Origin of the sequence: Nannocystis pusilla (assembly GCF_026626665.1) — a bacterium.
Lineage (GTDB): Bacteria > Myxococcota_A > Polyangia > Nannocystales > Nannocystaceae > Nannocystis > Nannocystis pusilla.
The window spans coordinates 10,382,814-10,401,794 of the sequence record NZ_JAPNKE010000002.1 but is presented as its reverse complement, the minus strand read 5'-3'; the positions used below and the strand labels follow the sequence as shown (position 1 = coordinate 10,401,794).

At 69.8% G+C, this 18,981-nt stretch carries 14 protein-coding genes; 5 read left to right on the top strand and 9 right to left on the bottom strand.

Features of this window, described 5'->3' with window-relative positions; all coding sequences use genetic code 11:
* Positions 1-315: 315 nt before the first annotated feature.
* Together OV079_RS45950 and OV079_RS45945 are read right to left on the bottom strand one after the other, a co-directional pair.
* Positions 316-1,068, bottom strand: coding sequence for a hypothetical protein (locus OV079_RS45950; RefSeq protein WP_267776284.1), 753 nt, complete (start codon positions 1,066-1,068; stop codon positions 316-318).
* Between the two features lie 827 nt (positions 1,069-1,895).
* Positions 1,896-2,945 (bottom strand): serine/threonine-protein kinase, encoded by a 1,050-nt coding sequence (locus OV079_RS45945; protein ID WP_267776282.1) that lies wholly within the window; start codon positions 2,943-2,945, stop codon positions 1,896-1,898.
* A gap of 98 nt (positions 2,946-3,043) precedes the next feature.
* On the opposite strand from OV079_RS45945, the gene OV079_RS45940 reads away from it, so the two are divergent.
* A complete protein-coding gene (locus tag OV079_RS45940) occupies positions 3,044-3,655 on the top strand; it encodes an RNA polymerase sigma factor (protein ID WP_267776281.1) in 612 nt (203 codons plus the stop codon).
* 71 nt (positions 3,656-3,726) lie between these two features.
* On the opposite strand, the gene OV079_RS45935 is transcribed toward OV079_RS45940, so the two are convergent.
* The 4 genes from OV079_RS45935 to OV079_RS45920 all read right to left on the bottom strand — a co-directional run bounded on the left by OV079_RS45935 (position 3,727) and on the right by OV079_RS45920 (position 10,380).
* Positions 3,727-6,831: a multidrug efflux RND transporter permease subunit gene (locus OV079_RS45935; protein ID WP_267776279.1), complete on the bottom strand. Its 3,105-nt coding sequence runs from the start codon at positions 6,829-6,831 to the stop codon at positions 3,727-3,729.
* A 27-nt stretch (positions 6,832-6,858) separates the two neighbouring features.
* Entirely contained in the window at positions 6,859-8,001 is a 1,143-nt protein-coding gene (locus OV079_RS45930) for an efflux RND transporter periplasmic adaptor subunit (protein ID WP_267776278.1), read from the bottom strand.
* Positions 8,002-8,125: 124 nt separating this feature from the next.
* Complete coding sequence (locus tag OV079_RS56775) at positions 8,126-8,686, bottom strand: TetR/AcrR family transcriptional regulator (protein ID WP_267776277.1); 561 nt, start codon at positions 8,684-8,686, stop codon at positions 8,126-8,128.
* Positions 8,687-8,973: 287 nt separating this feature from the next.
* A complete protein-coding gene (locus tag OV079_RS45920) occupies positions 8,974-10,380 on the bottom strand; it encodes a serine/threonine-protein kinase (protein ID WP_267776276.1) in 1,407 nt (468 codons plus the stop codon).
* A 182-nt stretch (positions 10,381-10,562) separates the two neighbouring features.
* Here OV079_RS45920 and OV079_RS45915 point away from each other — a divergent pair, with 182 nt between their 5' ends.
* Both OV079_RS45915 and OV079_RS45910 read left to right on the top strand, forming a co-directional pair.
* Positions 10,563-11,342 carry a hypothetical protein gene (locus OV079_RS45915; protein WP_267776275.1) on the top strand — a complete coding sequence of 260 codons (780 nt, stop codon included), beginning with the start codon at positions 10,563-10,565 and terminating at the stop codon, positions 11,340-11,342.
* Positions 11,343-11,356: 14 nt separating this feature from the next.
* Positions 11,357-12,967, top strand: a complete 1,611-nt coding sequence (locus OV079_RS45910; protein WP_267776272.1) for a hypothetical protein — start codon at positions 11,357-11,359, stop codon at positions 12,965-12,967.
* A gap of 29 nt (positions 12,968-12,996) precedes the next feature.
* On the opposite strand, the gene OV079_RS45905 is transcribed toward OV079_RS45910, so the two are convergent.
* Positions 12,997-14,151, bottom strand: a complete 1,155-nt coding sequence (locus tag OV079_RS45905; protein ID WP_267776271.1) for a hypothetical protein — start codon at positions 14,149-14,151, stop codon at positions 12,997-12,999.
* A 1,391-nt stretch (positions 14,152-15,542) separates the two neighbouring features.
* Entirely contained in the window at positions 15,543-15,674 is a 132-nt protein-coding gene (locus OV079_RS45900) for a hypothetical protein (protein WP_267776269.1), read from the bottom strand.
* Between the two features lie 358 nt (positions 15,675-16,032).
* Between OV079_RS45900 and OV079_RS45895 the strand changes: the two genes are divergently transcribed.
* Positions 16,033-17,568 (top strand): hypothetical protein, encoded by a 1,536-nt coding sequence (locus OV079_RS45895; protein ID WP_267776268.1) that lies wholly within the window; start codon positions 16,033-16,035, stop codon positions 17,566-17,568.
* A 106-nt stretch (positions 17,569-17,674) separates the two neighbouring features.
* On the opposite strand, the gene OV079_RS45890 is transcribed toward OV079_RS45895, so the two are convergent.
* Positions 17,675-18,475, bottom strand: coding sequence for a hypothetical protein (locus OV079_RS45890; protein WP_267776267.1), 801 nt, complete (start codon positions 18,473-18,475; stop codon positions 17,675-17,677).
* Positions 18,476-18,485: 10 nt separating this feature from the next.
* Between OV079_RS45890 and OV079_RS45885 the strand changes: the two genes are divergently transcribed.
* On the top strand, positions 18,486-18,749 hold the full coding sequence (locus OV079_RS45885) for a hypothetical protein (protein WP_267776266.1): 264 nt from the start codon (positions 18,486-18,488) through the stop codon (positions 18,747-18,749).
* Positions 18,750-18,981: the final 232 nt, after the last annotated feature.

The following is an 18,981-nucleotide window of genomic DNA, read 5'->3' as shown; positions in this document are numbered from 1 at the left end:
CCGCGCCGGCGAATGTCGCCAGTGCGGCCCGCACAGCTCGCTCTCGCCGGCGCGCCTCGGTCCGCGTCCGCGCCCGCGCCGGGACACTGGTGCCGACATTCGCCCCGGGTCGTCGCGCGACGCTGCCGATATTTTCCCGCTCAATCGTGGCAGTTATCGGACGAACTGCGATGCGCCGTCTTCGGCAGGGTCTGAACCGCGTTCCAGACCCTGTCGACGCCATCAGGCGGCCCATGTCTGCCTGTGCGGTCCTCCCGAGCCCCGGCTCGGCTCGCCGGGCTCAATGTCAACACCGCGAGATGTCTCGCCAATCAATCATCGATCGCCGGCTCGCGGCGTACGCAGCACGTACTCCCGCTCGAGCGTGGTGCCGGCGCGATCGATGGTCAGGGTCAAGCGCCCGCGAGCGAGGGCTGCTTCCGTGTCCCACACGAAGTCCCCCGTCACGGGCGCGCCGTCCACTCCGACGATCCGATCGCGCGCCCGCAGGTCCAGCCGCCGCATCACCTCGCTGCCGTGAGCGCTCGTCACCCGAAACGCGACGAGCTCGCCGTCCTCCTCGTCCGGCATGAACCACGCGCCCTCGAGCAGCGCCTCCGGATCGATCTCACCCTTCAGCACGGCCGGATCGATCTCGCAGCGGCTGTGGTCGTAGGTGCAGCGCAGGCTCTCGGCCGTGTCCGGCGTGTGCGGCACGATCGCGCCGGCCGAGAAGTCGAGGTAGCCGCGCTCCTGCGGGCTGCGGTCGTCGAGCTCGCCGGCGCTCTGCTGGCGCAACGCGGCCGCGCCGGCGACGTCGCCGACGTACTCGAGCAGCGCCGCCTGCTGCCGGCGCAGCCACCCGCGCCGGCCCGGATCGGGCTCGCCGCGCAGCGCGGTGGCGAAATCGCCGAGCGCCTCCCGCACCGCCTCGCACGCGGGCAGGGTGCCGTCAGGCGCGACGCAGGTGCCCGCGGGCACCGCGTGGCGCACGTGCGCGGCCGCGAAGATCGCCAGATCCCCGGCCAGCCGGCGCCGCAACCGGTGCTCCGCCGGCAACTTCGCCAGCGCCGCGCGCAGGCCGTCCACGCGGCCGCCCGCGCGTGCTCGCTGTGCGGCCCGGCCTCGAGCAGCTCGGCCACGCCCGCCCAGGCCCGCGCGGCGACGTCGGCGAACCCGGCGGCCGCGCTGGTCTCCGCGATCCCCTGCAGCAGCTTGAGCGTGCGCGCCCGCGGCGGCAGCGGGCGCTCGTGGTGGACGATCCGCTCGCCCGTCCGCGGATCGGTGTACGAGTGCCTGTTCGACGCGCCCGCCGGGGCGTGGAAGCCGAGCAACGCGGCGGCGAGCTCGATCTCCGCGTTGACCCGCGCGTCGCCCAGCAGGTACGCCGCGCCCAGCGCCTCGAACCCCTTGCCCAGCTCGGGCACGCGCGCCGCGTGCAACACCCGCGGCGCGAAACCTCCCGCCAGCAGCAGGCGCGCCCGCCAGCTCATGCGCCGCGTCGGCGCGAAGCCCTGGCTGACGAGCGGGTTGTACTGCGACGATTGCTCGCAGTCGGCGAGGTCGGGCAAGAACTCGTGGGCGTGTCCGATCAGCGTCGCGCTCTCGCGCGCCCTCGCTCGCCGCGATCACCAGATCGTCGAGCGCGGTGAGACGGTCCGCCAGGCAGGTGTTGGTCCAGTTGAACTGATCTTTGGTCGCCGACGGCTTCGCCGCCACCTCGAGCCAGCGCGCCGCGTAGGCGTCGAGCGCCAGCGCCAGCATGTCGACCTCGTCGCGCGGCTGCGGCAGCGCCCACCGCAGCGCCCGCGCCCGCTCCGGGTTCCACACCTCGTCGATGTCCTTGCCCGGGCGATCGTTGTACTTGAAGCCCAGCTCCTCCGTCGGGACGGCCGCCGACGCGGTCGGCGAGCTTTTCATAAAATATACATAGGACCCAGGGCCATGCTCGAAGAGACAGCCACCCCCACGACCAGCAGCGCCGTCCGCCACGCCCGCGACGCGCTCGCGCGGGCCAGCGCGGCCAGCAGCGCGTCCATCGACGGGAAGCGGGCCTCCGGCTCGAGCTGCAGCCCGCGCTCGAGCACCGCCTGCAGCGCCCGCGGCACCGCCCGCGTCGGCGTCACCATCTCCTTGCGCGCGAACGCCTCGCACAGCTGCGCCAGGGTCTCGCCGCGGAACGGCCGGTGCCCGTGCAGCGCCTCGAACAGCACAACGCAGAACGCGAACTGGTCGCTGCGCGCGGTGGCCTGGAGGCCCATCAGCTGCTCGGGGGCCATGTACGCCGGCGTGCCGAGCACCGCGCCGGTGCGCGTCATCGGCTCGGCCAGCGCGGCGGCGTGCTCGTCGACGGTGCGCTCGGCCTCGGCGATCGCGTCCTCGCCGAGCCGCGCGAGGCCGAAGTCGGAGATCCGGATCCGCCCGCCGCCGACGAGGACGTTGGCCGGCTTGAAGTCGCGGTGCACGAGCCCCGCCGCGTGCGCCGCCGCCAGCCCGCGCCCGGCCTGCGTCAGCACCTCGACGACCTCCTGCCAGCGCCGCGGCGCCGCCCGCAGCCAGTCGCCGAGCGTCCCGCCGGCCTCGTACTCCATCGCCAGCCACACCTGCCCGGCGTGGATCCCGGCGTCGAACACCGCGAGCACGTTCGGGTGCTGCAGCCGCGCCATCGCCTGCGCCTCACGCAGCAGCCGCTGCTGCGCCAGCGGCCCGAGCTGGCCGGGGCGCAGCAGCTTGAGCGCGACGGTGCGGTCGAGCTGCGGATCGCGGGCCGCATAGACCACCCCCATCCCGCCGGCGCCGATCACCCGCAGCACCTGGAACCGGCCGATCGCGCTCGGCGCGTGCGGCTCGTCGAACAGCGACGCCGCGACCTGGCGGCGGATCTGCTCGAGCGGGTGCAGGAGTTCGTTCTCGGGCGCTTGCAACGTTTCGGAGCTCGGGGTGAGGACGGCGAAGGCGACGGTCATGGGAGGCTCTTCCCGCGACGTTCCACGAGGATGCCGATCGATCACCCCCGGTGACGATTTTTTTCGCCGCCCGCCGCGGGCCCGACTACCATCGGCGCGTGGAGACCGACGAGGCGCTGGTCGCCGCCTGGCGAGACGGGGACAAGCGCGCCGGCAGCCGCCTGTTTGCCCGCCACTTCGAGCCGATCGCGCGCTTCTTCTACAGCAAGGTCCAGACCGGCGTGGAGGACCTCGTGCAGCGCACCTTCCTCGCCCTCGTCGAGCGCAGCGAGCACCTCCCCGAGGGCGTGCCGGTGCGCGCCTACCTGTTCGGGATCGCGCGCAAGCTGCTGCTCCGCCGCTTCCGCGACCAGTACCGCGACGGCATCTTCGACGGCGACACCGTCTCGGTGGCCGACCTCGGCGAGTCGCCCAGCGCCCTGGTCGACCGCCGCGAGCACCTCCAGCTGCTCTACCAGGCCCTGCGCGCGCTGCCGCTCGAGCTGCAGATCGTCGTCGAGCTGTACTACTGGGAGGGCTACGCGGCCCCGGCCATCGCCGCCGCGCTGGAGCTGCCCGAGGGCACCGTCCGCAGCCGCCTCCGCCGCGCCCGCGAGCTGCTCGGCGACCACCTCCGCGCCCTCGCCCCCGCGCCCGCGCTCGCCGAGGCGACCCTCCACGACCTCGAGCGCTGGGCCCGCGAGCTGCGCGACCAGCTCGGCCGCACCTGATTCTTCTCTCTTTAAGAGAAAACATGTGCGAACGGACATGCCCCATCGGGCATGTCCGTTCGAACATGTCTTTACTCGGGCTCGGCCTGCTTGCGCGAGGCCCGGGCGATCAGCGCGAAGAACAGCGGGGTGGCGAAGATCGCCAGCACCGTGGCCGCGAGCATCCCGCCGAGCACGCCCGTGCCGATCGCCCGCTGGCTGTTGGAGCTGGCGCCGGAGGCGATCGCCAGCGGCACCACGCCGAGGATGAACGCCAGCGAGGTCATGACGATCGGGCGGAAGCGCAGCCGGCAGGCCTCGACCGCCGCGGCGCGGACCGAGCGGCCCTCGGCGACCAGCTCCTTGGCGACCTCGATGATGAGGATCGCGTTCTTCGCGGTGAGGCCGATGATCGTGATGAGGCCGACCTTGAAGTAGACGTCGTTGGGCAGCTCGCGCCACAGGATGGCGAGGACCGAGCCGAGCACGCCGGTGGGGATGACGAGCAGCACCGCCAGCGGGATCGACCAGCTCTCGTACAGCGCCGCGAGGCACAGGAACACGCACACCAGCGACAGCGCCAGCAGGTAGATCGCCTGGCTGCCCGACAGCTTCTCCTGCAGCGACTGGCCGGTCCACGCGTAATCGAAGCCCTCCGGCAGCTGGCCCGCGAGGCGCTCCATCTCGGCCATCGCGTCGCCGCTGGCGCGCCCCGGCGCCGCCATGCCGCTGAACTTGATCGTCTGATAGCCGTTGAAGCTCGCCACCTGCGATGGCCCCATCGTCCACGCCACCTCGGCGAACGCGCGCATCGGCACCATCTTGCCCTCGCCGTTGCGCACGAACAGGTCGAGCAGGTCCTCCGCCTTCATGCGCCGGGCCGCGTCCGCCTGGACGATCACCCGCTGCATCCGCGACTGGTTGGGGAAGTCGTTGACGTAGCCCGAGCCGAGGCTTGTCGACAGCGTCTGGTTGATCGCCGCGAACCCGACCCCGAGCGCGCTCGCCTTGTCGCGGTCGACCCGGAGCTCGATCTGCGGCGCCGTCGGCAGGCCCTCGACGTACACGTTGGCCAGCACCGGGCTCTGCGAGGCCGCCGCCAGCAGCTGATCGCGGGCCGCCGCCAGCGCCTTCTGCCCGCGCTGGGCCTTGTCCTGCAGGCGGAAGCTGAAGCCGCTCGAGTTGCCGAGCGACTCGATCGCCGGCGGCGCGAGGGCGAACGCGATCGCGTCGGCCATCCCGCCGAGCGCGGCGTTGGCCCGCCCGCCCACGGCGTCGGCCGAGTCCTCCGGCCCGCGCTGCGACCAGTCGTCGAGCATGACGAACGCGAGCGCCGCGTTCTGCCCCTGGCCCGAGAAGCCGAAGCCCGCGATCGTGGCGACGCTGGCGACCGCCGCCTCGCTGGCGAAGTGCGCCTCGATCTTCTCGATCACGTCGAGCGTGCGCTCCTGCGACGCCTCCGGCGGGGTCTGCACGTCGACGATCAGATAGCCCTGGTCCTCGGTCGGCAGGAAGCTCGACGGCAGCCGCTGGTAGCACCACGCCAGCGCGCCGAGCAGGGCCACGTAGATCGCCAGGAACCGCGCCGGCCGGCGCAGCACCCCGCCGACGCCCGAGCGGTAGCCGGTCGTCAGGGCCTCGAAGCCGCGGTTGAACCACGCGAACGGCCCGCGGCGCGCGCGGCCGTGGTCCGCGCCGTGCGGCCGCAGCAGCGTGCCGCACAGCGCCGGCGTCAGCGACAGCGCGAGGAACGCCGAGAACGCGATCGACGTCGCCATCGACACCGCGAACTGGCGGTAGATCACGCCGACCGAGCCGGGGAAGAACGCCATCGGCAGGAACACCGCGATCAGCACCACCGTGATGCCGACGATCGCCCCGGTGATCTGGGCCATCGCCTTGCGCGTCGCCGCCTTCGGCCCGAGCCCCTCCTCGGCCATGATGCGCTCGACGTTCTCGACCACCACGATCGCGTCGTCGACGAGGATGCCGATCGCCAGCACCATGCCGAACATGGTCAGCACGTTGATCGAGAACCCGGCCAGCAGCAGCGCCGCGCACGTCCCGAGCAGCGCCACCGGCACCACGATCGCGGGGATGATGGTGTAGCGGAAGTCCTGCAGGAACAGGAACATCACCGCGAACACCAGCCCCATCGCCTCGAGCAGGGTGACCACGACCTGGCGGATCGACACCTCGACGAACGGCGTGGTGTCGTAGGGGACCGAGATCTCGACGTTCGCCGGCATCGTCCGCATCAGCTCGGCGATCTTCTCGTGCACGCCGGTGGCGGTGGCCAGCGCGTTGCCGCCGGGCGCGAGCTGGATGCCGATGCCGGCCGCGGGCACGCCGTCGAGGCGCGACTGGAACAGGTAGCTCTGGCCGCCGAGCTCGACGTCGGCGACGTCGCGCAGACGCACCAGCGAGCCGTCGGTGCCCGCCCGCAGGACGATCTGCTCGAACTCCTGCACGGTGCCGAGCTGGCCCTTGACGAGCACGTTGGCGGCGATCCGCTGACCGTCGACCGCCGGCGGCGCGCCGACCGTGCCCGACGCGATCTGGGCGTTCTGACTCTCGATCGCGGCCGTGACGTCGCCGGCGGTGAGGCCGAAGCCGACCAGGCGGACCGGATCGATCCACACGCGCAGCGCCTTCTCGGTCGAGAACAGGGTCGCGCGACCGACCCCGGGCACGCGCCGCAGCTCGCCGAGGATCCGTCGGGCCGCGAGGTCGCCGAGCTCGATCTCCGTCATGCTGCCGTCGGTCGCCCGCACCGTGACGAACTGCATGATCGCGGTCGTCGCCTCCTCGATCTGCACGCCCTGCTGCGCCACCACCCGGGGCAGCCGCGCCTCGACCCGCTTGAGCCGGTTCTGCACCGCCACCGTCGCCTTCGCCGGATCGTAGCCGGGCGCGAACGACACCATGATCTGCGCCGTCCCCGAGGCGTCGCTGGTCGACTCGAAGTACATCACCCCCGGGATGCCGTTGAGCTCCTCCTCGAGGATGCGCGTGACGCCCTCGTAGAGCCGCTCCGGCGGCGCGCCGGGGTAGATCGCGGTCACCGAGACGGTCACCGGCGCCACGCTCGGGTACTGCGAGATCGGCAGATAGACCAGCGAGATCGCTCCCGCCAGCATGATGAACAGCGACACGGCCCAGGCGAAGATCGGGCGATCGATGAAGAAGCGGATCATGACGGTGCCCCCTCGGGCGAAGGAAAATCAGCGCTGCGCGGTGGCCGACGCCGGCGCCGGCGCGGCCCAGGGCACGGCCTTCACGCTCGCGCCCGGACCGATCTTCTGGAACCCCTCGACGACCACGTGCTCGCCGGCGACAAGGCCCTCCTCGACGATCCAGCCGCGCTCGGTGAGCGGCCCGGTGCGCAGTGGTTTGAGCGCGATCTTGCCGGCGTCGTCGACCACGTACGCCTGCGCCTCGCCGGCGCTGCTGCGCTGGATCGCCTGCGGCGGCACCACGATCGCCTCGACGTCGCGCCCGCGGGCCAGCCGCACGCGCACGTAGGTCCCGGGCAGCAGGGCGCCCTCCGGGTTGGGGAACGACGCCCGCGTCGTCACCTGGGCGGTGCCCGGGTCGACGCTCACGTCGGTGAACAGCAGCTGCCCGACCTCGCCGTACACGCTGCCGTCGGCGCGCACCAGCTCGACCTTGGCCGCGCCGTCGCGCTCGCTCGGGTCGACGAGGTCGACCGGCTGCACGAAGTCGACGTAGATCGGATCGATCTGCTGAATGGTGGCGAGGTGGGTGGCCGCGATCTCGTTGACCAGCGCGCCCTCGGTCACCAGGGCGCGACCGATCCGCCCGCTGATCGGCGCGCGCACCGTGGCGTGGTCGAGGTCGACGCGCGCGCGGGCCAGCCGCGCCCGCGCCGACGCGACGTCCGCCTCGGCCTGCTTGAGCGCCGCGTCGGCGACGTCGTTCTGGGCGGTGCTGACGGTCTGCCGCTCGAGCAGCGTCAGCGTGCGATTCGCGTGGCGCTGCGCCTGGTCGCGCGTCGCCTCCGCCCGCACCAGCGCGGCCGTCTGCGCGTCGCGCTCGGCCCGGTAGAGCGTGGGTTCGAGGCGAAACAACACGTCGCCCTTGCGCACGAAGCTACCCTCCTCGAACACGCGCTCGAGGACGATGCCGGAGATCCGCGCACGGACCTCGGCGACGCGTGAGGAGGCGAGACGTCCCGGCAGCTCGCGCACGCGAGGGACCGCCTGGGTCGCAGCGACCACGGTCGACACCTCGGTGACGGGCGGCTCGCTTGCGGGGGCCGCGTGAGTGGCCGACGGCTCACACCCGACGAGCAGGGCGAGCAGCGCCAGGCCAGGGACGAACGAGGAGGAGAGATACGGTTGCATGATTCAGGACCCGTCGCATTCGCACCTCTCCGACCGGACGACGTCCGGGTCCGAGGCGCAGCGCGCATTGGTAGAAATGTGGGGGGACGATCGCAGGTGCCGTGGAGCGCCGCAGGCTCCGTCGTTACCGCTTTCGGGTCAGGTCGATCATTTGCGTGAGGAGAGTCTGACGGTCGATCGGGGGTTCACCGTCCTGCGCCATCAGGTCCTCCAGCCACACCCCGTCGGCCGCGTAGCGGACGAGTTGCAGCTCCGGCGCGGCGTCGGTGTCGCGGTGACGTTGCAGGCGCGCCCGGTACCAGTCGCCCCACGCCTGCCGCAGCGCCGGGTCGATCAACGTCGACACCGAGAGCGCCGCGCACGGACAGGGGCCCGTGTGGTCGACGCGCAACGTGCTGCGGACATATGCCCGCGTGAATCGCCCGTGGCCCACGGGATCCGCCGCCATGGCCGCGTCGATCTCGCCGTCGAGGTTGCGCAGCTGTTCGGCGAACAGCGCCTCGGTCAGCTTCTGCTTGCTGGCGAAATGATGCAGCAGCCCGCCCTTCGTCACCCCCGCCGCCTCGGCCACCGCCTGCACGGTCAGGTTGGCGAGGCCGCGGTCGACCAAAATCTGCGCAGCGCAATCGAGCAACTTCTGTCGCACGACATCCGGCTCTTTCTTGCGCTGGTTGGCGAGCGACACGGGGCGGGAAACATACCGGCTGGTCGGTATCTTCGCAAGCGGACTCGCGCCCGTCGCCGCCGCCCGGACCCTCGCTTTATGCCCGAATACGGGCCAACGGACAACGTTCGGCGACTCACGCCCGTTCGCTGCTTTCCCGTCGCGTCGTTCCCGCTCGCTCTCGGGGTTCGCGCGAGAACGCGCAATCGACCCCGCCCTCCGACATACGTAAGACTGCCCTCGCGGCCTCGCAGTACCAACTTTATCATGAGACCGCTGCGACGAATGCACGCAGCGCCGATCGCCGCTCACAGGTGCACGACCAGCTGCCCGTCCTTCAACCCACGCACCCGCTTCGCGGCGCATTGATGCCACTCGTCGTCGGCGCGCAGCGGTTCGAAATCGACGGCGACCACACGTCCGCCGCGGATGTCGAACGCCACGTTGCCCGACGGCGCGGCCGGGCAGCGGCGCAGCTGATCGACCAGCGTGGGTCGAACGCGGCGGATCGGCCCGGGCGGCGGTGACGGCGGTGGCGGCTTCGCGTCGGGCACGACGACCACCACCGGCGACGGCGCGAGGCTCGGCGGCGGCGCCTCGGCGATCTGCAGCTCCGCCGGCACCGCGGGCGTCAGCCACCACAGCGACCCGCCCAGCGCCAGCAACAACGCCACCGACGCCCAACGCAACAGGGCCCAGCGCGAGCGCGGCGGGCTCGCGGGCGACAGCGGCGGCGCGGCGCTCCGCGGCGCCGCCTCGCCGCCCTCGCGCTCCACGTCGGCCGCGGGCGGCTTCGCGGTCGCGACCTCGGGCAACGACTTCGAGGGCGTCAGGACGCGCCGCAGCTCGCGGGCGAACGCCTGCGCGGAGCTCGGCCGTCGCGCGGGATCGGTGCCGAGGGCGCGCTGCAGCAGCTGATCGAGCTCGGGCGGCACGTGCGTGCCGAGCCGCGACAGCGGGATCGGCGGCGAGCCGCCCGCGATCTCGGCCTGCTGTTGCTGCGCGGTGTGACCGTCCCAGGGGATCCGGCCCGTGAGCAATTGTAGAGCGTCACGCCGAGCGCGAACACCTCGGAGGCCTCGGTGAACGGCGAGGTCTCGATCTTTTTCCTTGATCTGGGCGTACACCTCCGGCGCGCAGTAACCGGGCGTGTGGGCGATCCACGCCGTGGGCTCGGCCAGCTGCGACACGATCGGCGCCGCCAGCGGCCGCTGACGCACGAGCCCGAGATCGATGAGCACGACCCGCTCGTCGTCGTCGCCGCCGCCCAGCACCATGAAGTTGTCGGGCTTGATGTCGCGGTGAAACCACCCGGCCGCGTGCAGGCTCGCCACCGCGTCGGCCGCCTTCGCCATCAGCTCGACCGCCCGCCGCCAGTACATCGGCCGGCCGTCCGCGAGCCCCTGCAGGCTCTTGCCGTCGAGCCACTCCATCACCAGGTACTCGACCTTGGCCTCGAGGCGGAAGTCGAGCACGCGCACCACGTGAGGGTCGCGCAGGCGAAAGCCGAGGATCGCCTCGGTCTTGAAGTGGGCGAAGCAATAGTCGTCGTTGCGGGCGAAGTCCTCCGGGTCACCGTCGGCGCCGACCATGCGCCGCACCTTGACCGCGACCGGCGTCTCCAGCACCTCGTGCCAGCCCTCGTACAGGTCGGCGAAGCCACCGGCCGCGACGTGCCGCTTGATGCGGTACACACCGCCCAAGGTGCATCCCACGAGCGCCTTCGGATCCGGCCTGACCATGGCGCCTCATAGCACGACCTCCGGTCTGCGGTATACGAGGGGCGTGAGGCCAGCGCCTTCAAGACGATGTACACGCACATGTTTCCCCGGCGCTGCAAGTTCTTGGTATACGAGACGAGACCAGGCCCTGCGACGGTAAGACGATGTACACGCACATGTTGCTCTTCACGCTGGTCGGAGCCCCCGGCACCTGTCCCGAAGTTTTAGTGGCGGCCTGCACCGAATACGCGGCCGACCGCCGGCTCGAAGCCGCCGAGCTCGCCGCACCGATCGCAGCCGCCGCGTCCGTGGCGCCGGAGGACCGCCGAATGGCGGCCGCCATGGCCGCGGGGGTGTGGATCGACGAGGACCGGCCCGACACGCGCTGCCGGGCCAAGGCGCTGCTCGACGCCTACTTCGCCGACCCGACCCTGCCGCGCAACTCGGCGCTCGAGCGCCGGCGCCGCGCGGTCGAGGCCGATAAGTGTGAAAAGTCCGGCTCGCCCGACGAGGCCCCGCCGTCCGCCGCGGCGACTCCCCCGCCCGCGACGGCGCCCGCACCCGTGGCGCGGCCCGTGAGGCAGCCGCCGAAGTCGCCGGTCGACGACAAGGAGCGCCTCGGCACCGGCCGCGGGCTGCTCGGCGCCGGCGTCGGCCTCGCGGCGCTGATGATCGGCTCGCTCGTGGTCTCGGGCGCGTACCTCCTCGAGGCCCGCTCGATCACGTCGCGGGCGATCGTCGAGGAGCGCAAGATGACGTTCGAGGAGAAGGACGAGTTCCTGCGGGTGTTCGGGATCGCGGAGCAGACGCGGTGGCTCACTCTGGGCTTCGGGGTCGCCGGCGCGATGACGCTGGCCGCCGGGATCCCGATGTTCGTGAAGGCCAAGCGACGGGCCCGAGTGAGGCCGTACGTGCGCGGCGGGGCCGCCGGTGTCATCTTCAGCGGGGCGTTCTGATCGAGCTTCGCGACATGTCCCGAAGTACACTCGTGCTCCCGCTCGCCGCCGCCGCCTGCTTCTCGCAGACCTGGGTCGACGGCTCGGAGCGGTTCCCCACCGAGACCGACGGCGAAGCCGGCTCGTCGGCGACCACGAGCACGGGCACGAGCACGACCACCGGCGAGCCGTGGCAGACCGTGACGGGCACCACGTCGCCGGGCACCACCCATCTCGTCACGAGCTCGTCCACGTTCGAGGAGCCGGCCGACGTACCGCCCGAGATCTTCAGCTTCACGGTCGAGCCCGACACGCTGCACGAGGCCGGCACCGCCGAGGCGAAGGTCAGCGTCAGCGCCGACGTGGTGTCGCTGCAGCTGCGCGTCGACGGCGAAGAGGTGTGGGCCGGGCCGCCGTCCGAGTTCGCGTGGACCTTCGCGGCCACCTCGAAGGCCGCGTCCGAGGGCACGTACACGCTCGAGCTCGTCGCCCGCGACAGCGAGGGCCTCACCGCCAGCGCGACGGCGATGCTGTGGGTCACGCTGCCCGACACCGGCACCGAGCGCTGCGTGTTCACCGAAGACGTCGGCGCGGGCCGGCTGACCGCCGCGGTCTATGCCAAGGACGCGCTGGTCGTCGTCGGCGCGCTGGCAAATCCGTCCTACGAGGCCACGGTGTGGCGCCTCGATCCCGACTCGTGCCAGCCGCAAGCCGGCTACCCGCGGCAGCTGTCCGAGTGGAGCCCCATGGACATCCAGGCGACGTCGGAGGCGGTCGGCCTGGCGCTCGACGCGGAGGGCCGCATGGCGATCGCCGCCAACATCGGCGCAGGCCTGTCCCGCCAGCCCTACCTGGCGGTGCTGTCGCCCGAAGGCGCGCTCCAGTGGGAGTACGTCGGCCCGATCGGGCAGACGTACAGCGGCGTCACCGCCGCGCCGAATCGCTTCGTGGCGGTGGGTGAGGTGCTCGTCAACGATATGCTGCCGGCGCTCTTCGACGGCCTCGTCGAGAGCTTCGACACCACTGGCACGAAGGTCTGGTGGGACACCCTCGCCGCACCGCTGCCGGGCGATGACTTTCCAGACGACCCCAAAATCCTCGGCGAACATCCCCGCGCGGTCACGTGGCAAGCAGAGAGTCAAACGCTTCTCATCGTCGGCGAACGGCAAGTACCCGCTGACATGTTGATCACGCGGGCCTTCTCTGCGCGCTACACGGCGAACGGCGCCGTTATCAGCGCGTGGACCTCGAGTGGCCTCGACGGCGACGAGGACGGTCTACTCGCAGTCTCCAACTGCGGCGGAGTCCAAGTGGCCGCCGGTTGGGTGGGCTCCGGTCCGAACAGTCGCACGCCCGCTACCCGCTGGCTCGATCCCCTCGGCAATGGTGACAAACGCCGGCTCGACAACCTGGCCAAGACGTCGATGCAGGCTATCGCCTGCGACCTTGAGCAGAAAGTATCGGCCGTGGCGACGACCGACACCGGCGCCTATGCGGTCGGCTTCACGGCGAGCGACGATCCATTCACGTTCAAGCTCATGTTCCCACAGGCCGCATTGACGGCCCTCGATTGCGATTTCCGTGGCTTCTGTGCCACCGCCGGACTCCTGGGGAACCACGCGTGGGTGCGCGTACATCACCCCTGACGGCAGTTCTCTGACGAATCCACTCGATTTTATTTCGGGATGAACTGATCGCACAACGCAGCCACCTGCGCCGCTGTCTCTTTGAACGCTTCTCCGTAGGACGGCGCGCAGATCGACTCGACCTTGCCGTGCTTGAGATAATCCTCGGCGAATAGCCGAAGACGGTTCTTTGCGGCCACTGGCGGCTTGTCGGGGTAGCACAAACTGGGCGACACCTCGGCGTCGGAGGTGATGACGAGGCCGAACACCGCATCCTCGTCGCCCCCCTTGACCGCGTACAAGGCCTTGGTCCACTGATAGGGACCCCCTTGGGAGATCTGGTCGAACATATCCTGGATGACCACCACTACGAGCAACGCATCGTCACGCAAAAAACCTTCGTTGCAGCCGCCGGGGCCGTTCAAGACTTCACCTGTCTCGACCAAAGGATGATCGAGAGCCGCGAGGATCGAGTCGAAGGGGAACGGACTGGCCCCGCCCCAGCCGACGCGGGCGAGGCAGTCGAAAGCGGCGGAGAGGTCGGGCTCCTCGGCAGTGATGTAGCGACGGCCACCCGCCAGCTTGCAGCGGCGCCCGGAGGAACCAATCTCGCTAGCGAAGGTTTCGCCGGCTCCCATCGTGAAATCGCACTCATCGATGGTCGCACCGCACAGATCCGGCACGCCGTCGGGATCGCAGTCGGCTGGATCCTGACACAACGAGCAATCATCCATGGACCACCAGTTCGACGAATCGGTCACGAGGACGTGCAGATCGAACCCGCCGAGTTCCTCCTCGAGCGCCTCCGCGAAGGCAGGAAACGCCGCCAGCAAACGCGGCTGCGCGAATTCCATCGTATACTCGGCAGAGATTGCGAAGATGATGTCCACCTTGCCCTGGCAGCCGATCGGCGCCACATCGCCGAAATCCGGCAGAATACCGCTGCTGCTGCTGCTGCTGCTGCTCAGAACGGGCTCGCTCAGCCCTGAAGTCGACACGTCGCCGCCGGTCGACATCTCGATCGCGCCCGTGGTCGTCGTCGGCGCTGCGGTCGTCGCGCTCGTGTTCGCGTCCGTGGACGCAGTCGACGGCCCGCCCGTGGTTCCCTCGGCGCCCCCGCTGCCGAAGGGCGTCGTCTCGGCGAGCGGCAGAGCGTTGCAGCCAACGAGGTAGAGAGCGACGGCAAGACTCGTGATGCGCGACATCGCGCACCAAGCTACCGGCCCCCAACGGCCCGTGCTACCCCTTTGCGCGTCCTTCGGCGCAATCCAAGATCTTATTTCGTTGCTTGAGCAACGACCGGCTTCGCGGCAACAGGGGCGGCAACCTCGTCGCCCTCGCGCGGCTCGAACCCATCAACCGTCGATGCCGGCTCATGGACCACTCAGGGCGGCCGCCGACGCCGCTGTCTCTTCGAAAACTTCCACAGGAGAGCATCCAGGTCGCTACAGCCGATCTCGTGGGCAACCACGCAAGGATCCGCATGCATCGCCCGTAACGCGTGTTCGCTGCCAATGCATTTGCCAGCGCTCGCGGGTCGCAAGGGCGGCAAGCAGTGGAGCCTTGCGACATGGGGCCGGCTCGTCTCCGAGGAGCCACTGAAACGACGCGGGAGCGTCGGGCCTGAGATTTAGCCGCGCTCGGCCCGGTGCCACTGCTGGCGCTGGCGTCGCGGTTGAAGGCGTCGATGTCGACGGTGTGGGTGCCGACCCCGCCGGTGCTCTCAGCGACGTCCGTGATCGTGCTGCTCGCTCGCGGGATTCGCCGACCGCGCTGCCGAGACCGCCGCACCCAGCCGCCAAGTGCGGCGACCTCGGCGGCATCGTCGCCGGGGTGCTGGATTACGCAAGATCGTCCGCATGCGACGGAACCGCGAAATGCCGGCTTCCACCTTGCCGATGTTTGAACCTCATCCAGCCTCCCAGAATGCTCATGCACACCATCGCCCTCGTCCTCTCCCTCACCTTGCCTACCCCTATGTGAAGAACAAGTGTGACAAAGCCCAGAACGGAAACAAGAAGTGAAGGGAAACAAGAAGTGAAGGGGCACATGCAGATCTCGATCTACGGGAAACGGCCCTTCCCTGCTCAATACCTGGGCTTCTGGCCCACGCGCGAATCTGGAACGTGGCGATTCGCACGCCGCTGGGGTTTGGGGCGATGGCCTTGGCGTTCATCTCGCTCATGTTATTGGACAGTTGGTTCAGCTTATCGACGTGGCACCTATGGGTGTGCAGTTTGCTGCTACTTCCTGTTGCTGGCATGATCGAGCGGTTCACCCGCGACCGTGTCCAACGGCGCCCACTTCGTTTTTCCGCCCCCTCCGCGGCCTTGGTCCAGGCTGGCCCTGATCAACCTCTTGGCTTCTGCGCTACCGAGGAGTTTCAACGAGCCTTCTTCCGTCACCATTTTGGGAGCTTGGGAGGAGCCATACGCCTCGCCCTGGAGCTGTCACTCGGCGCTCTCGTCGTATTCTCCACGGGCCCACTTTGGGGCATCGGCATCATCCTGGTCTATGCCATTGGGCTGGGGGCGAGCGAACGGCGCTTCCGCAGACGGCGGCCCAGATTGCCCGAGTGATTCGAGACCGCGCGCATTCAGCTCGCTCGCTGCACGTACACGTGCTGCGCGTCGACGAGGGCGGCCCCGCGGCGGGCGCGGCCGTCGATAGATCGCCGGTGACGGTGCTCGTCGACGACGTCGCCGTCGCGCTCGGGGTCACCGTCCACAGCCCATCCGCGCTCACCTCGGCGCCCGCGCTGCCGCAGGCAGTCGTCTCGGCGAGCGACGCAGCGTCAGCGCCAAGAATGTAAAAAACAGCCGCAAAGCGGGAAGTGCGCAGCCGCGCGTGCCAGGCTACTGGCCCCTAGAAGCCCACGCCAGGCGCCTTGCGCGACTTCCCGCACTACACAAATCTTATTTCTTTGCGTACACAACGACTGGACGTCGTGCTGCGGGGCGTCAACCTCGCCGCCACCAGCGTTTCTCGGACAGGTCGACCGCTCGCCGTCTCGGCGGCGGTCGTGGTTCGTGCGCGGCCGCTCCGTCGGTATCATCTTCTTGCGCGGCGCGTGCGGAGCCGAGGACATGTCCCGAAGTACACTTCTCCTCTCCCTCGTGACTGTGGGTTGCTACACGGAAGTGGCGAACCACGCGACGGCGCTGTTCCCCAAGGACAGCGACAGCAGCGGCGCCTCCTCCTCGGTGACGAGCACCGGCATCGACGCGAGCGCGACGAGCGGCATGCCGGCGACCACCCAGGAGCCGCTGCCCGCCACTCCGGGCTCCGGCGACCCGTGGAGCATGACGACCGGCGAACCGGAGAACCAGCCGCCGAAGATCCTCGAGTTCGAGATCAAGCCCGACATGCTGAACGAGGCCGGCACGGCCCACGCGATCGCGTCCTTCAGCGAGAGCGTGACCATGCTGACGTTGAAGGTCAACGACGAAGATATACTGGCCGGTACTCCGGCGAACTTCGAGTGGTCCTTCACTGCCACCTCGAAGGTCGAGTCGGACGGCGTCTACCAGCTCGAGCTGACCGCCGAGGATGACAAGGGTCAGATGGACGTCGCAACGGCGACGCTGAAGGTGGAGCTGCCCAAGACGGGGGACCCTCGGTGCGAGTTCGAGGAGGGATCCGACAACGGCTGGTTCGCGGGCGTCGTCTACGGCGACCCGCTGGTGCTGGCGGGCACGCTCGGGTGGCCTACCGAGGCGGCGGTGTGGCGCCTCGATCCCGACTCGTGCAAGCCGCAGTTCGGTTCCCCGTGGAAGATCTCCCAGTGGACCGACAAAGCCCTCCCGGGGCCCTCGCAGGCCGTCGGCCTGGCGGTCGACGGCGAGGGCCGCACCGCCATCGTCGCCAACGTCGGCGACTTCCCCGACTATCTGCCCTACATCGCCGTGCTCTCGCCCGAGGGCCCGCTCGACTGGGAACGGCTCGGCGAGCCGGGTCACGTCTACAACGGCGTCACCGCCAGCCCCGCGGGCTTCTTCGTGGTCGGCGAGGAGCAGTGGATCGACCAGAACGTCCTGCGTGCCGACGGCTTCATCGAGGGCTTCGACGACAACGGGACAGAGCTCTGGCACGAGAAGATCGCCGCGCCGCTGCCGGGCGACGACTGGAGCGACGATCTCAACATCTTCGACGAGCATCCACGCGCGCTGGTTTGGTCCGACGCGCTGCAAGTCCTGGTCGTGGTCGGCGAGCGCTACATCTTGGAGGACAAGGACACGCGCCTGCGCTCCTTCTCGCTGCAGTACGCGCTCGATGGTGAACTCGACGCGACCTGGACCTCGAGCGGGCTCGACGCGCTCGATGACGGCCTCGCCACGGCGACGATCTGCGCGGACGAGCTGGTGGCGGGCGGATGGATCGAAGAAAGCGGCAGCCCTCCGTCGCCCGTCACTCGGTGGCTCGATCCCTCGGGCAACGGCGGGGCGAAGCGCCGGATCGAGCAGCTCGATGACGCGAAGTTCTACGGGATCGCCTGCGACAGCGAGGCGGAATCACGGCAGCAGCGACCGTCAACGGCAACCCGATCTCTGCGGGAGTGGTCGTGTTTCAGTTCAGCGACGCCCCCGTCGTCTATGACGAATCTTTTCCCAGCGCCAGTTTGAAGGCGGCCGCCTGCGATGTCAGAGGGTTTTGCGCGGTGGCAGGCGCCCGGGAAAATCGAGCCTGGATGAGAGTCCACCACCCCTGAGGCCCATCGCGGCGGCCCGCTCAATCCGGGATGAACTGGTCGCACAGCGGCGCGAGCTTGGCGGCGACCTGCTTGAAGAACGGGCCGTACTCGGGCGCGCAGATCGACGCCATCGTCCCGTGCTTGAGGTAGTCCTCCATGAACGCGCGCATGCGGTTGGGCTGGCCTTGCGGGCCGTCGGGGGCGCAGAGGCTGGGTGTGATGTCGTTGTCGGCCGTGATCGCCAGCGCGATCACGGCGTCCTCGTCGCCGCCCTTCACGGCGTACAGCGCCTTCCGCCACTGGTAGGGCCCGCCCAGCGACCAGTTCTCGTACGAATCCTGGATGATCACCAGCAGCAGCAGCGCGTCGTCGCGCAAGAACCCCTCGTTGCAGCCGCCCGGCGCGTTGAGCTCGATGCCCGTCTCGACCAAGGGGTGGTCGAGGGCCGAGAAGATCGAGTCGAAGGTCTGCGGCGTGGCGCTACCCCAGCCCACGCGCGCGATGCAGTCGAACGCGGCCGGGAGGTCGGGCTCCGCGCTGGTGATGTAGCGATGACCGCCCGCGAGCTTGCAGCGCCGGCCCGAGGAGCCGAGCTCGCTGCCGAAGGTCTCCCCCGAGCCCATGGTGTAGTCACACTCGTCGATCGTGGCGCCGCACAGATCCGGCATGCCGTTCGGGTCGCAGTCGGCGGGATCCTGGCACAACGCGCAGTCGTCCATCGACCAGGTGTACGAGGAGTCCGTCACGAGGACGTGCAGGTCGAACCCCCCAAGCTCCTCCTCGAGCGCCTGCGCGAACTCGGGGAACGCCGCGAGCAACCGCGGCTGATACTCCTTCATCGGGTACTCGGTGGAGATCGCGAAGATGATGTCGATCTTCCCCTGGCAGCCGTCCGGCGCGACGTCGCCGAAGTCCGGCGCGACGCTACCGCTGCTGCTGCTCACGACGGCCTCGCTCGTCGACGTCGACGTCGACACGTCACCGGAGCCCGAGGTCGTCGTCGGCGTGGTCGTGCTCGTCGTCGTGCTCGACGAGGTCGAGGTCGTCGCGCTCGTCGTCTCGACCTCGCTGCTCGCGCTCCCGAACGGCGTGGCATCGGGCACGGCGGTGTGACAGCCAACAAAGTAGAGCGTGGCAACGAGGCCGATGAAGCGCGACATCGCGCGAACCCTACCGAGCGCCTCTCACCGGCGCTACTCGTTTGGCGCTGCCCTGCGCGACGCGAGCGCCATTTTATAAAATTGCGTTTCGCAACGAGCTCGCAGCGAGCGAGCCGCTCTCGGCGAGCCGATGTGGACATTCGGACAGCAACGAAAAAACCCGTCTTCAATCGCTTGCTGGCGCC

Bases quoted from the DNA above. Each gene is read 5' to 3' on its own strand.
- OV079_RS45935 (WP_267776279.1), bottom strand. From the start codon at position 6,831: ATGATCCGCTTCTTCATCGATCGCCCGATCTTCGCCTGGGCCGTGTCG.
- OV079_RS45895 (WP_267776268.1), top strand. From the start codon at position 16,033: ATGTCCCGAAGTACACTTCTCCTCTCCCTCGTGACTGTGGGTTGCTAC.
- OV079_RS45945 (WP_267776282.1), bottom strand. From the start codon at position 2,945: ATGACCGTCGCCTTCGCCGTCCTCACCCCGAGCTCCGAAACGTTGCAA.
- OV079_RS45915 (WP_267776275.1), top strand. From the start codon at position 10,563: ATGTTGCTCTTCACGCTGGTCGGAGCCCCCGGCACCTGTCCCGAAGTT.
- OV079_RS45930 (WP_267776278.1), bottom strand. From the start codon at position 8,001: ATGCAACCGTATCTCTCCTCCTCGTTCGTCCCTGGCCTGGCGCTGCTC.
- OV079_RS45905 (WP_267776271.1), bottom strand. From the start codon at position 14,151: ATGTCGCGCATCACGAGTCTTGCCGTCGCTCTCTACCTCGTTGGCTGC.
- OV079_RS45890 (WP_267776267.1), bottom strand. From the start codon at position 18,475: ATGAAGGAGTATCAGCCGCGGTTGCTCGCGGCGTTCCCCGAGTTCGCG.
- OV079_RS45910 (WP_267776272.1), top strand. From the start codon at position 11,357: ATGTCCCGAAGTACACTCGTGCTCCCGCTCGCCGCCGCCGCCTGCTTC.